The organism is Acetobacter orientalis, from assembly GCF_000963965.1.
GTDB classification, from domain to species: Bacteria; Pseudomonadota; Alphaproteobacteria; order Acetobacterales; family Acetobacteraceae; genus Acetobacter; species Acetobacter orientalis.
The window spans coordinates 114,431-127,470 of sequence record NZ_BAMX01000001.1; the positions used below are offsets into that span (position 1 = coordinate 114,431).

Sequence of the window (13,040 nt, forward strand, 5' to 3'; positions counted from 1 at the left end):
CCCAAACGTTTACCGCCAGAGTTAAAGCCCCGTAGCGGCGCAGGAGAGCACAAAGCCATGACCCCACCCCTAACCCCACTGCGTAGGCGGAGCATGTTGCAGGGGCTGGGGTGTTTGTCTGCTGGTTTGGCGGTAGGGGCAGCGGCCCCGCCTGCTGCCGAAATGGCTGAAACCGTGCGCCCGCCAGATGTCACCACCACCCCACCCCGGCAATGGGGGCCAAGCGCGCCGCCGTCTTACACCCCAGACCCAGATGTGCTGGTTATTGACCGCTCATTTAAAGACCTGCTGTTTGGTGCCGCCACCCTGCACCGCGTGTGGGACCAGGGCACATGGCTAGAAGGCCCGGCTTGGTCGTCTGAGGGGCGGTATGTGTTGATGAGTGACACCGTAACCAGCCGCCAGTATCGCTATATTTGGGAAACGGGCGAGGTTACTGTTTTTAGGCCTGAATCGTACCATTCTAACGGCAATACCTTTGACTATCAGGGCCGACAGATTTCGTGCGAGCACTTTCTGCGCCGGGTTATAAGGTGGGAGCATGATGGGTCTGTGCATGTTGTGGCAGACCATTACGAAGGCCGGCCTTTAAACTCCCCCAATGATGTCGTTGCCCACCCCGATGGCAGCGTATGGTTTACAGACCCCAGCTACGGCACCGGCTTTACCGAAGGCCACGCCGATGAGCCGGGCGGTGAAGCCAACCCCGATGGGCGCATTCGTTGGCGTGTGGGGGCTGAGCTGGTTGGTGTTGTGGGTGGCACCAAACGGCAGGCAGACCATACGTTTAGGGTAGACCCTTCTGGCAGGGTAGATGCCGTTTTAACCCAAGCCCAACTGCCTAACCCCAATGGGTTGTGCTTTTCGCCAGACCATAAAAACCTTTATGTCGTGTCATCTGGGCGGCAAGCAGGCGGTAATGGTCACGATGGCGATTTGGCCATTCATATGTTTGATGTGCAGCCAGACCATACATTGGCTAACCCACGGCTTTTTACCAACATGCGTTACCAAGGTGTGCAAATGGGCGCAGATGGTATGAAGGTAGATGTGTTTGGCAACCTCTGGTGCGGCGCAAGCGGGCCATTGGGGTTGTGTGGTGTGTTTGTGTTTAACCCAGAGGGGCACCTTATTGGCCGTATTCGGCTACCGCACGGTGTGTCTAACCTGACCTTTGGCGGCCCCAAGCGTAACTGGCTGTTTATGTGCGCGGGCGAGAGCCTGTACCGCTTGCAGGTTAACACCCAAGGTGCTGGCCCCGCTTAACGGGGCGTTACAAAAACACCCTGAACTGCGCCATAACAGACTGCCGAGCAAAACGGTTTTTTGAAAAACCGCCTTTATGCGCTTTTCTTTAAAATAAGCGGCAGCAGGGTAAACAGCCCACAGGCGAGAGAGACAAAATAAGGTAGGCCATGTGGCCCAAGGTCTAATGCTGTACCGGCTAACTCTGGCCCAATAAACGCCCCTAGCCCCCAGGCAACAGAGCTTGCTGCGTAAATAGAAACAAGGTCTCCGCCGTGGTAACGGCTGCCCACAACAGACATGGCCAGCATGTAAAGTGCGGCAAACAGGCCGTCCCATACAAACAGGGTGGCATAAGCCCACACACCATGGGTAATGGCCCAAGGCCAGAGCAAGGCGCCAAGGCAGGAGAGCGCGCCAAGGCAAATCATAAGGTGGCGGCGGTTAAAGCGGTCACCTAACCACCCAAGCGGAAATTGTAGCGTTATGGCCCCAATAAGCATGGCGCTGAGTAAAAGAGTGGCGTTTTGCTCGGCCCAGCCGTTACGCATGGCATAAAGCGTTAAAAAAGAAGACCCCGCCGCCTCAAGCATGGCCATAAGCAGGGTAACGCTAATGGCAATGGGGGCCAGCTTAACGTAGCGCCACAGGCCGCTATGCTGGGCATGCTCTAATGTGGGAGCGTGCATCCATGGCATGGCAACGCACACGAGTGCGGCCACAATAATGGCGGCACTTATGCCAAAGGGCGTAAAACCATGGCGGCCTACACCGGCTAAAATAAGTGGGCCTAGTGCAAACCCGGCTGAAAGTACCGCACTATAAAGCCCCATAGTGCGGGTGCGGGTTTGGTCGGTTGTAATTTGGTTAAGCCAGCTTTCTGAAAGAATAAGCAGTACCTCTGTTGCTGCCCCTAACGCTAAGCGCAACGGAAACCACAGCCAGACAGAAGGGGCCAGTGGCAGGGCTACCAGTACGCAAGCGAGTGTTGCCAAGGCAAGCAACATAGGCATGCGTGGGCCAAAGCGGGCCGCAATACGCGGCAAGAAGGGTGCCAGCCCCAGCACGCCAATGGCGTGCATAATGGCATTTGCGGCAATAAATTGGGGGCCATAGCCTTTATCGGTTAGGGCTAGGGTAAAAAGTGGCGCGCTCAGCCCGTAGGTTAAGCCAAAGCTCAAAGCGACCGTCATAAGGCTGGCAAGCGGGAGCAAAGGGCGCGTGGCGGAGGGCATATGGGGCTGCGGCATAAAGTGTGTGTAACCCGCAAGCTATAGCAGGCAAAGTACCCTCATCAAAAAGGCACAATACGCGTAAACGTGCGGTGTAGCGGCCTACTCTAATGGCAAATGTTTCATGTTAAACAATTTATTGTTTTTAAAGCATTAAGCCATTTTGGGGCGGTATAAACAGGGTTAAAGCATGTGCACCGTTTTGAGCCTGCACGCACTCCCTTTTTGCCAAGACAAAGCCGTACGCCTGTAAAGCGGCCTTGTCGTTGCTCTACTCTCTCGCCAGCCCCAACGCTAAACTTTTGAAAAACTCCCTAAGCAAAACCGGCCACCCCTGCTTAGGGCATGTTTAAAAACAGTCTTTTACCCCCGCGCCAAGTTCATGCGGCGTCGCATTTCGGCAATGGTGGCGGGTAGGCCATCAAAAATGGCCTGACCAATAAGAAAATGGCCAATATTTAGTTCCCGCACTTCTGGTATGGCGGCAATGGCGCCCACGTTTTCAAACGTTAAGCCGTGGCCTGCATGCACCTCTAACCCTTTTGCGTGGGCCAGTGTGGCGGCTTTTTGCAGGCGTTCTAGCTCTCCGGCCCGGTTTTCAGCGTAGGCACCGGTATGCAGTTCTACCACCTGTGCGCCAGTTTGGGCGGCGGCCTCTATTTGGGCGGGTTCTGGGTCTATAAAAAGCGAAACCCGAATATTTTTGGCGCTGAGTGCCTGCACGTGGGGGGTAAGGGCGGCAAGGTGGCCAGCAACATCAAGCCCGCCCTCGGTTGTTAATTCCTCGCGCCGTTCGGGCACAATACAGCAGGCGTGGGGCAGCAGGGCGCTGGCAATGCGCACCATTTCTTCAGTTGCGGCCATTTCCATATTTAAGGGTATGTGTAGCTGGGCGCGTAGCTGGGTAAGGTCTGCATCACGAATGTGGCGGCGGTCTTCGCGCAGGTGGGCCGTAATGCCGTTGGCCCCTGCATTTTGGGCCAGCAAGGCTGCTTCTATGGGGCTGGGGTGCAGGCCGCCGCGTGCGTTACGCACGGTGGCTACGTGGTCTACGTTCACACCAAGCCGGAGGGGGGGGCGGGCAGCGCTCATTGGGCGTTCTTTCTGTTTTCAACCAAAGTGGCAGCAAGGCGCAGGGCGGCCAGCAGGCTTGTTGGCTCTGCCACGTTACGCCCGGCAATATCAAAAGCCGTGCCGTGGTCAGGCGATGTCCGAATAATGGGCAGGCCCAAGGTTACGTTTACACCCTCGGCCATATCCAGCGTTTTAAGGGGTATAAGCCCTTGGTCGTGGTACATGCACAAGGCAACATCGTACCGGGCGCGGGCTTGGGGGGTAAAGAGGGTATCTGGCGGGTAGGGGCCGGTTATGTGTAGCCCTTCGGCCTGTAGGGTTTTAAGGGCGGGTATAATAATATCGTGCTCTTCGGTGCCCATCAGGCCGTTTTCGCCCGCGTGGGGGTTTAGCCCTGCTACCGCAATGCGAGGGGCGGCTAAGGCAAAGTCACGTTGTAGGGCGCGGTGTACCGTGCGGGCGGTTTTGTAAATAAGTGCGGGCTTAAGTTGGGTTATGGCTTTGCGTAAGGCCACATGTACGGTCACAGGCACCACCCGTAACGACGGGCCAGCCAACATCATAACATCTTGGCCCGGTACACCGCAGAGCTCTGCCAAGTAAGAGGTATGGCCGGGGTGGGCAAAGCCAGTTTTTTGCACAACTTCTTTGCTAATAGGGTTGGTCACAACGGCACTGGCTTGCCCGCTTTGTACCAGCCCAACGGCTTGGGCAATGCTCTCTATAACGCTTGGGGCATTATGGCTGTCTGGCGTGCCCGGTATGGCAGGTGTGGCCAAGTTTAAGGGTATAACGGGTAAGGCGTGGGCAAAAACCTCTGCCGCTTGGGCAGGGGTTTGCACAATTTGTATGGGGAGTGCGTTTTGCACTAGCTCCGGCGCGCCTAAAAACACAAAAGCTGGGCCACTATGGCGGGTGGCAAGCCACGCTTTTTGGGTAATTTCTGGGCCAATACCGGCGGGGTCGCCTTGGGTTAAAACCAGCATGGAGGTGCTCCTTATGGCTCAGTCTGGGTTTTTGCCAGCAAGGGCATAGAGCACACGCACCCAAGAGCGCGTACCTTTATGAAAGCAGCTTAGGTCGTATTTTTCGTTGGGAGAGTGTACGCGGTCGTCATCTAGGCCAAAGCCAATAAGCAGAGAGTCCATACCCAAAGCCTGCTGAATTTCTGTAACCACCGGAATAGACCCCCCACAGCCAATAACGGCTGCGGGCTGCTGCCATTCTGCCTCGAGCGCTTTAAGGGCAGGGGGTAAAAACGGCATGGTTGTGGGTACAAGGCTGGCGCGTGAGCCACCGTGGGCAACAAAGTCTGCTGTGCAGTCTGCGGGTAAGCGGGCTTGCACATGGGCCCGAAAAGCGGCCCGAATAGCCTCTGGGTCTTGTGTGCCCACTAGCCGGAAAGACACCTTGGCCATAGCTTTAGCAGGGAGCACGGTTTTAAAGCCGTTTTCTTCGTACCCGCCGCTTATGCCGTTTATTTCGCAACTGGGGCGGCACCATGTTTGCTCTAGGGCTGTGTAGCCTTGCTCACCCGCGGCAAGGCTTAGGCCAACGGGGCCAAGGCTTTGTGCATCACTTGGGCCAATTTTGCCCCATAGGGCACGGGTTTGCGGGTCAATATCTGGTACGCCGTCATAAAAGCCGGGTAGGGTTACGCGGCCTGTTGCCCCATCGCGCAGGTCTGCCACAATATCGCACAAAACCTGAATGGGGTTGCGGGCGGCATTGCCATACATGCCAGAGTGCAGGTCTCGGTTTGCTGCGGTAATGATTACTTCTTCGCCCACCATGCCGCGCAGCATGGTGGTAATGGCGGGCAGGCCCCGGCCCAGCATGCCGGTATCACAAATGAGAGCTACATCGGCTTTTAGTTCTTCTGTGTTGGCCTCTAAAAAGGGCAGCAGGTTAATACCACCAGACTCTTCTTCGCCTTCTATCAGGAGGGTTACACTCAATGGCAGCGTGCCATCAGCCTGCTTTAGGGCGCGGCAGGCTTCAATAAAGGTCATGACCTGCCCTTTATCATCGGCGGCACCGCGGGCCGTTATTTCTTTCTCGCCTGTTGGGCCGTCAACCAGCACGGGCTCAAACGGGGCAGAGTGCCATAGGGTGAGCGGGTCTACGGGCTGCACATCATAATGGCCATAAAATAGCACATGGGGGCTACCGTGTGGCCCTTTGGCGTGGGCTACAACCATAGGGTGGCCCGGTGTTTCGCGCGTGCTGGCTGTAAAGCCCATGTCGTGCAGGGTGTCTACCAGCCAGTTGGCAGCGGCGCGGCAGTCTGGGGCGTGGGCAGCTTGGGTAGAAATGCTGGGTATGCGCAAAAGGTCAAAAAGCCGCTTCAGGCTGGCGTCTAGCCCAGTATCAACGGCGGATAATGCGGTGTGTAAGCTCATGCCCCTTTGCCTCTGCTCTGCTCAAGGTGGTGTAAACGCTTTGTTTAACCATTCTTATACGCATAGGCGGCTTTGCAAAAGGCACGGACAATAGGCTTGGAGAGCTGCTGCTTACGAGCACACTTTAGCCTTGGGCCTTGCGGCTGCGCCAGAGTGCGGCAAAGTCTATTTGTTGCACAATAATAGGCAAAAACCCGGCTTCGCGGCTCATGGTGGTCAGCACGTTACGCGCAGCGGGAAAAAGCAGGCGGGGCGCTTCTATCAGCAAAAGTGGTTCAAGTGTTTCCTGTGTGGCGCTTTGCAGTGTAAAAATACCAGCTTGCACCAAAGAGGCTTCAAAAAGCACCGTTGCTTTTTCCTCTGCTATGGTAGGTGTATTCTGGCCTTGGCAGCGTATGGCCAGTTCAACTTCAAATGCGGGTTGGTTGGCGGCTAGTTGGTTGGCGCGTACATCAACCACCAAGGCAACGTTAGGGCGGTCTTCAAACGTGGTAAAAATGGCTGGCGCATTGAAGACCTGAAAGGTCATGCTTTTAGTATAGTGAATACCCAACGCCATGTGCGGTGCAGAGGGCAGGTGCGGGCTACCACCAACGGAGTCCGCTGTATGCTGTGTTTGTCCTGTCATGGTAGGGTAAAGACTCCGTGGGCTTGGTGGCCCCAAACTACGTTATGAAAATTATGAATGACTTAAAGATGCCCTACGATTAACAGATATAGTGTAGTTTTACGAGAAGTGATGATGATTGTATACTATAAATAAACAAGAAGTATTTGTTATTATCTTGTTTATTTTTGAGAAACTATTTTCAGTATTGTTTCCTTGCCCTTCTACCAACCTGAGGTTACGAGAAAAGACATGATAAGATTAATCGTGGTTGTACCCTTTCTGCTGGCGCTTGTAATTTTCAGCGCCAGCAACCAAGACCCGCAGGATATGTGGATGTTCACCTATAGCTGGAAAAGCTCCATAGGTGTGCTGGCACTCAGCGTTGCAGCCGTGGCCTTTCTGGCTGGTGCCTTTTGCTTTTGGGTGGCAGAGTTTGGGCAGCGCCGCCGCGCCCGCAAGGCAGAACAACGTGTGCGTGAGCTAGAAACACAGCTTGAGCAGGTAAAGGCAACAGCAAGCACCCCTGTGGGCTCACATTCTGTGCCATATTCTGCTACACCGGCTGTTACCCATACAGAGCCAGCAGGCTCTGCCGTTCAGCCTCCATCAGAAGACCTTGCTTAAATATGGTACGTAAAACCGGGCTTATTGCCGCACTCGATACCCAAGACCCCGCACAGGCTACCGCATGGGCGCAGGCTGTAGCCCCCTCTGCCGGGGCCATTAAATTAGGGTTGGAATTTGCTTATGCCGCAGGCTTTCAGGCTGTGGCAGATGTTGCAGGCAGCGCCCCGCTGTTTTTAGACCTTAAACTGCATGATATTCCCAACACGGTTAGCTCAGCCATTCGCGCGCTGTCTTACCTGCGCCCTAAAATGCTAACCCTGCATGCCTCTGGTGGTCGCGCCATGCTGGAAGCAGCCCGCAAAGCGTGTGATGAGGCCTTTCCGGCCCATGCCCGCCCAGCCTTGCTGGCCGTAACCGTGCTAACAAGCCTTGATGACCAAGCCCTAGCCGAAACCGGCATAACCGATGGTGCACGCGCCCAAGTGCTGCGCTTGGGTAAACTGGCCATTGATGCCGGGATAGATGGTTTGGTGTGCTCAGCCCACGAGCTTGCTCCATTGCGTGACACGTTGGGGGATAAGCCCTTGCTGGTAACACCGGGTATTCGGCCCGCAGGCAGTGCCGCAGGCGACCAAAAACGGATTATGACCCCCACCCAAGCGCGCGATGCCGGGGCAGACTGGATTGTGGTTGGCCGCCCCATTACCCAAGCAGCAGACCCCGCCCAAGCCGCAGCCGCTATTGCGGCCGAACTGGCAGCGTAGCTCATGCCCACCACAGAGCCAGCCCACCGGGGGGTTAAAATTTGCGGCCTGACCGAAGCGGCTGGCTTTGATGCCTGTATAGAGCACGGAGCAGACTGGGTTGGTTTTGTGTTTTTTGAGCGCTCACCCAGAAACATAAGCCCCGTGCAAGCGCAGCAACTGTCTGCGCGGCATAAAGGCGGCCCCAAACGGGTAGGGCTGTTTGTGCGCCCAGATGATGAAACCCTTGAGCGCGTACTCAATGGTGTCTCGCTTGATGTGTTGCAGCTTTATGCCACGGCTGAGCGGGCGCAGGCTATTAAAGCGCGTTTTGGGCTTCCCTTATGGTTGTCCCAACCCGTTTCTAGCCGCGCCGAACTCCCTACTACCTGCACGGTAGAGCGTATTTTAATAGAACCAAAACCCCCCGCACAAGCAACGCGGCCCGGTGGTAATGCCCAAAAATTAGACTGGGGCCTACTGTCTGGCTGGCAGCCAAACTTTGCATGGATGCTCGCCGGTGGCCTTAACCCGGCTAATGTAGCGCACGCCATTGCGCAAACGGGTGCACCGGCGGTTGATGTTTCTTCTGGAGTTGAAAGTGCGCCGGGCATTAAAAGCCCGCAGGCTATAGCCACCTTCATAACCCAAGCCCGTGGGGCTGCGGGTTAGCCACAAAAAGCAAGGTGGGGGAAAATTTTCTCTTGCCTGTTTCGCTAATGTTGGTATTACCAACCCCGCGCCGGAGAGATGGCCGAGTGGCTTAAGGCGCACGCTTGGAAAGCGTGTGTACGTTAATAGCGTACCCAGGGTTCGAATCCCTGTCTCTCCGCCATTCAATATATCCCATGACAGTTTTTATTGCTTATGCCACGTGAACAGCGGTGGCCTTCTGCTGCTTATAGGCCTTATGACGCTCTGTACTGTTTCTGTAAGCCCAAGCATTGTGAGGGCAGATATGGAATTTCACGGGTGAGGGGTATCGACGCTAACCGATGTTCAGTGACGCTGCCATATACTGAGTAAGAGCCATACAAGCACTTATAGACAAGTGACTGTTCATGTTTGTGCAGGCCGGCGGGCCGCGATGAGGGCGCATGAAATACCATTTTGGCGGAACACCACTATGGGGCGCTCCACTTACAGATTGCACCTTCAGCCAGAACCTAGCTTACAACAGTGTTGGGGATGATGCATTTTTTATCTTGAGCCATCATGCGGCTACCTCTTTCATGGCAAATGACCAAATACAAAATTTAGGATAGCCCCGCGTGTCTGTGTCAGGTGCCCACGAAACAGGGTGATCATTGTGGCATTAGCCGCACAATCTGACAGTCCAGGCATCAGAAATTATAGGAAGGCAAAGCGATTTTTCATCGAATGCTCTGTTTATTCATCGAGTGGAGTATTTATTGCCTATATAAGCATACTTTACATATTAGCATTATAACGCAAAGAAAGCGTAACTACCATTACACTCTTCTACATGACATAAGGTCTTATCCAAATCTGCATGGAAGACCAAAGAGCTATATTCAAATAATTTTTGGTTAAAGAGCTATGGGCTGCGGTGGTATTTTTGTTTTTATATTCGTCAAATATAATGATTTTAAATTTAAGCTGGTGAGACTTGTTTGAAAAATGCGGGTGATTTTCTATAGAAAGCCACCCACATGTTAGGTTTCAAACACTTTAATATTGAGTAAGGAACTTAATCGATCGCCACAGTTGCTTCACTGGTTAGTACGCGGAAGGTGAAGCTTTCTTGTAAGTAGAGTTCAACTGTTTCTGCTGTGTGGCTTAGGTAACCGATTGAGAAATCTTGGCCAATTTCCAAAGAGAGATCACCACCACGGGTTGAGACAACAAAAGCACCTTCAAGAGCCGGAGCCCAAATAATTTTTCCATCAATCAGGCGTTCTAGGTGTTTAAGCGTGGGGTAGCCTTCGTCATCGCCGCCGCTAACAGCTTGAAAAGCCTTGGCACCCAGCACCACAGAGTAAGGGCCGTTAACGCCAGCAAGGCGTAATTCGTTAAGGGCTTTAGCAATAACGCTCGGGTAGTCTTTGGCAGAAGCGGGCAGTTTTAGGTGCGTGTTTGATGTGCCCTGCCGGATACCTGTAATGCCAGCGGCGGCGTATCCTTCAAAAATGGCACGGTCTTCTGCAAAGGCAATTTTTTGTGCGGCATCTTTAACAGGCTGCCAGTCTGAATCGAGCGAGCCGCGTTCCACTGCATCAATTTCTGCGCGGGACAGGGTAAAAGGCACACGGAGTTCAACCAAAGGCAGCACTTCGCGCAGGACGCTTGCTACACCATCGCCCAAAGTGACAATGGGTTTGGCGCGGCCTGTGCCAACGCCAGAAAAAGCCGTGCCTTTTGGTTCTGCGGTATCTACCACCCGGCGGCCAGCCAGGTTGCGGCGTATGGTGCGGGCGGCTTCGTCTTCAATCTCGGCCCATGCGGCGGCAGAAATTGGGGCAAGGTGTTTGTGCAGATTGTTCATGATCAGGTATCCTTTATTTGAGAGAGCCAATACCAAGAGAGCCGGTGTGTAGTGGGGCAGCAGGAGGCGTTGGTTGCGGTACCGGGGCGGCTACGGGTGCTCCGGCGGGTGTGTCTGCTGCACCATCTAAAAAGTCATTGGTAGGAATAAAGAAAAGCGTGCCTGTTACGGCTGTGCTAACATCAAGAAGCCTGTCGTAATTTCCGGCAGGTTTACCAATAAACATATTTTGCAGCATACGTTCTACGCGGGTGGGTGAGCACGCATAGCCAATAAAATAGGTGCCAAATTCGCCTTTGCCCACGGTGCCAAAAGGCATGTTATCGCGCACAATTTGAAGCTGTTGGCCGTTTTCTTCAATATTGGTAAGCACGTTGTGAGCGTAGCTTGGCTTAGCGTCTTCGGCTAATTCAATATCAGAAAGTTTACGGCGGCCAATAATATGTTCCTGAACCTCGGTGGGAATGGCATCCCATTTTTTGAGGTCATGGAGGTATTTTTGAATAATAACGTAGCTACCGCCTGCAAACTCGGGGTCTTCTGCCCCAATAAGGGCGGCGTCACACGCGGCTTGGCCAGTTGGGTTTTCTGTGCCGTCTACAAAGCCAAGCAGGTCGCGTTCATCAAAATATTTAAAGCCGTGTACTTCGTCTTTAACGCAGGCAACACCTTCCAGCCTGTTCATAACTGCTGTCGCCAGCTCAAAGCACAGATCCATACGGGTGGCACGAATATGAAAAAGTAGGTCACCCGGTGTAGAGGGCGCATGGTGCACGCCGTTAATTTCTTGAAACGGGTGTAACTCCCGTGGGCGCGGGGTGCCAAAAAGGTGATCCCACGCGTGGGAACCAATGCCAGTAATACAGCTTAACCGTCCATCAGGCACCCTAAAGCCAACACCCCGCACAAGAGAGGAGAGGTCAGCCAGTAACTCTTTAACCTGCGTTATGGCGGCTGGTTCTGTCGCTTGCTCAGTAAATGTTACAACAAGAAACATCGCTGCCTGTGTCAGCTTTGTTGTAATGGGTTGAGGTGTGGCCAACAGTTTGTAACTCCTCATGCAACACGCAGCCGCCCTGCGTTACTCTGTGCCTAGCATAGGCCAATGGTAAGCGGCGGCAAGATGCCAAGATACGCATATAAATGAAGTTTGGGTAAACAAAGCTGCATAATAAACAAGACTTATCATTATATCAGGAGAAGATCTTGGACGCAGCGCGTTTGCCTTTTGTAGTGTGCACGTTAAGCCCGTGGTGTGGCCCGTGTAATGGGGCATACCACCTTTACATGTTTGGAAAACACACATGCCCCCCTCTCATGACCTAGCGCTTTTGTTGGCGCGGTTTCAGTTTGCCTTTACGGTTGGCGTTCATATTATTTTTCCGGCTTTTTCTATCGGGTTGGCAGCGTATCTGGCTGTGCTGGAAGGGTTATGGCTTAAGACGAGCCGCACCGTGTTTCTGGATCTCTACCGCTACTGGATCAAAATTTTCTCCATCGTGTTTGGTATGGGGGTCGTGTCCGGGCTGGTTATGTCATACGAGTTTGGCACAAACTGGTCTGTTTTCTCACAAAAGGCTGGCCCTATTACTGGGGTTTTATTGTCGTACGAGGTTATGACCGCCTTCTTTCTCGAAGCTGGTTTTCTGGGCATTATGCTGTTTGGTATGAACAAGGTTGGGCGCGGGTTACACTTTGCCGCGACCTGCTGCGTCTCTATCGGCACCCTTATTTCCATGACATGGATTCTCTCCTCAAATTCATGGATGCAAACCCCGCAGGGCTACACAATAGACCCAGTAACAGGCCGCTTTTTACCGGCAGACTGGTTGGCAATTATTTTTAACCCGTCTTTTCCCTTCCGTTTGGTGCATATGGGGTTGGCGGCCTTTTTGTCTGTTGCTTGTATTGTGGGGGCTACAGGGGCGTGGCATTTACTTAAAGCGCGCAAGCAAGGGGTAGCTGCGAGCGAGCCTGTGCGTGTTATGTTTTCTATGGCTATGTGGATGGCCGCCCTTTTGGCCCCTATCCAAATTTTAGCGGGTGATGCCCACGGTTTAAACACCTTAAAATACCAGCCTGCAAAAATAGCGGCGATGGAAGGAGACTGGGAGTCTGAAAGCCGTGCGCCAGAATTGCTCTTTGGTATTCCCAATATGCAAACAGAGCATACAGATTATGCCATTAAACTACCGTGGGCTGGCTCTCTTATTCTTACGCATAGCCTCAATGGAAAGGTGCCCGGCCTTAAAGATTTCCCGCGTGATGAGCGGCCACCCTCTCCGGTTATTTTCTTTTCTTTCCGTATTATGGTGGCTTTGGGCATGCTTATGGCCCTGGTCGGGTTTTGGTCTTTGTGGCTAAGGCGGCGTAAAACACTTTTTACAAACAAGGTGTTTCAGTACGTTGCGCTGTGTATGGCCCCCGCCGGGTTTTTAGCTTTGCTATGCGGCTGGGTTACGACCGAGGTTGGGCGGCAACCTTGGACGGTTTATGGTCTGTTGCGTACATCACAAAGTGTCTCGCCCGTTGTGTTGTCTAGTCTTGCGGTAAGTATGACCGCATTTGTTGTGGTGTATGTGCTGGTTTTTGGCTCTGGCTTAGGCATTTTAGTGCGCCTTTTGGGCCATGCTCCCCAAACGGGTGAAGCGCCCCCCCCCC

At 53.6% G+C, this 13,040-nt stretch carries 12 protein-coding genes and 1 tRNA gene; 6 read left to right on the plus strand and 7 right to left on the minus strand.

Features of this window, described 5'->3' with window-relative positions; genetic code table 11:
- Positions 1-57: 57 nt before the first annotated feature.
- Entirely contained in the window at positions 58-1,266 is a 1,209-nt protein-coding gene (locus Abor_RS00465; RefSeq protein ID WP_048839858.1) for an SMP-30/gluconolactonase/LRE family protein, read from the plus strand.
- A gap of 74 nt (positions 1,267-1,340) precedes the next feature.
- Here Abor_RS00465 and Abor_RS00470 read toward each other — a convergent pair whose 3' ends face one another.
- From Abor_RS00470 to Abor_RS00490, 5 genes are all read right to left on the minus strand, one after another.
- On the minus strand, positions 1,341-2,495 hold the full coding sequence (locus tag Abor_RS00470) for an MFS transporter (protein ID WP_048839859.1): 1,155 nt from the start codon (positions 2,493-2,495) through the stop codon (positions 1,341-1,343).
- A gap of 345 nt (positions 2,496-2,840) precedes the next feature.
- Positions 2,841-3,569: a pyridoxine 5'-phosphate synthase gene (locus Abor_RS00475; RefSeq protein WP_048839860.1), complete on the minus strand. Its 729-nt coding sequence runs from the start codon at positions 3,567-3,569 to the stop codon at positions 2,841-2,843.
- A complete protein-coding gene (gene pdxA / locus Abor_RS00480; RefSeq protein ID WP_048839861.1) occupies positions 3,566-4,537 on the minus strand; it encodes a 4-hydroxythreonine-4-phosphate dehydrogenase PdxA in 972 nt (323 codons plus the stop codon). Before pdxA ends, Abor_RS00475 begins: the two co-directional genes overlap by 4 nt.
- A gap of 18 nt (positions 4,538-4,555) precedes the next feature.
- Positions 4,556-5,953, minus strand: a complete 1,398-nt coding sequence (locus tag Abor_RS00485; RefSeq protein WP_048839862.1) for a M20/M25/M40 family metallo-hydrolase — start codon at positions 5,951-5,953, stop codon at positions 4,556-4,558.
- A 124-nt stretch (positions 5,954-6,077) separates the two neighbouring features.
- Positions 6,078-6,581 carry a protein-export chaperone SecB gene (locus Abor_RS00490; RefSeq protein WP_048839863.1) on the minus strand — a complete coding sequence of 168 codons (504 nt, stop codon included), beginning with the start codon at positions 6,579-6,581 and terminating at the stop codon, positions 6,078-6,080.
- 231 nt (positions 6,582-6,812) lie between these two features.
- Here Abor_RS00490 and Abor_RS00495 point away from each other — a divergent pair, with 231 nt between their 5' ends.
- From Abor_RS00495 to Abor_RS00510, 4 genes are all read left to right on the plus strand, one after another.
- The gene (locus Abor_RS00495) at positions 6,813-7,187 is read left to right on the plus strand and encodes a lipopolysaccharide assembly protein LapA domain-containing protein (RefSeq protein WP_048839864.1); all 375 of its coding nucleotides are present in this window, start codon (positions 6,813-6,815) and stop codon (positions 7,185-7,187) included.
- A 2-nt stretch (positions 7,188-7,189) separates the two neighbouring features.
- Positions 7,190-7,894 (plus strand): orotidine-5'-phosphate decarboxylase, encoded by a 705-nt coding sequence (gene pyrF, locus Abor_RS00500; RefSeq protein WP_048839865.1) that lies wholly within the window; start codon positions 7,190-7,192, stop codon positions 7,892-7,894.
- Between the two features lie 3 nt (positions 7,895-7,897).
- Positions 7,898-8,545: a phosphoribosylanthranilate isomerase gene (locus tag Abor_RS00505; protein WP_048839866.1), complete on the plus strand. Its 648-nt coding sequence runs from the start codon at positions 7,898-7,900 to the stop codon at positions 8,543-8,545.
- A 72-nt stretch (positions 8,546-8,617) separates the two neighbouring features.
- Positions 8,618-8,708, plus strand: a tRNA-Ser gene (locus tag Abor_RS00510).
- Positions 8,709-9,584: 876 nt separating this feature from the next.
- Here the strand turns inward: Abor_RS00510 and Abor_RS00515 are convergent.
- Positions 9,585-10,379, minus strand: a complete 795-nt coding sequence (locus Abor_RS00515) for a family 1 encapsulin nanocompartment shell protein (protein ID WP_048839867.1) — start codon at positions 10,377-10,379, stop codon at positions 9,585-9,587.
- A 13-nt stretch (positions 10,380-10,392) separates the two neighbouring features.
- On the minus strand, positions 10,393-11,421 hold the full coding sequence (locus tag Abor_RS00520) for a Dyp-type peroxidase (RefSeq protein WP_048839894.1): 1,029 nt from the start codon (positions 11,419-11,421) through the stop codon (positions 10,393-10,395).
- Positions 11,422-11,683: 262 nt separating this feature from the next.
- Between Abor_RS00520 and Abor_RS00525 the strand changes: the two genes are divergently transcribed.
- The coding region (locus Abor_RS00525; RefSeq protein WP_048839869.1) for a cytochrome ubiquinol oxidase subunit I at positions 11,684-13,040 on the plus strand (1,357 nt) is incomplete at its 3' end.

Bases quoted from the DNA above. Each gene is read 5' to 3' on its own strand.
- Abor_RS00465 (WP_048839858.1), top strand. From the start codon at position 58: ATGACCCCACCCCTAACCCCACTGCGTAGGCGGAGCATGTTGCAGGGG.
- Abor_RS00470 (WP_048839859.1), bottom strand. From the start codon at position 2,495: ATGCCGCAGCCCCATATGCCCTCCGCCACGCGCCCTTTGCTCCCGCTT.
- Abor_RS00475 (WP_048839860.1), bottom strand. From the start codon at position 3,569: ATGAGCGCTGCCCGCCCCCCCCTCCGGCTTGGTGTGAACGTAGACCAC.
- pdxA (WP_048839861.1), bottom strand. From the start codon at position 4,537: ATGCTGGTTTTAACCCAAGGCGACCCCGCCGGTATTGGCCCAGAAATT.
- Abor_RS00485 (WP_048839862.1), bottom strand. From the start codon at position 5,953: ATGAGCTTACACACCGCATTATCCGCCGTTGATACTGGGCTAGACGCC.
- Abor_RS00490 (WP_048839863.1), bottom strand. From the start codon at position 6,581: ATGACAGGACAAACACAGCATACAGCGGACTCCGTTGGTGGTAGCCCG.
- Abor_RS00495 (WP_048839864.1), top strand. From the start codon at position 6,813: ATGATAAGATTAATCGTGGTTGTACCCTTTCTGCTGGCGCTTGTAATT.
- pyrF (WP_048839865.1), top strand. From the start codon at position 7,190: ATGGTACGTAAAACCGGGCTTATTGCCGCACTCGATACCCAAGACCCC.
- Abor_RS00505 (WP_048839866.1), top strand. From the start codon at position 7,898: ATGCCCACCACAGAGCCAGCCCACCGGGGGGTTAAAATTTGCGGCCTG.
- Abor_RS00515 (WP_048839867.1), bottom strand. From the start codon at position 10,379: ATGAACAATCTGCACAAACACCTTGCCCCAATTTCTGCCGCCGCATGG.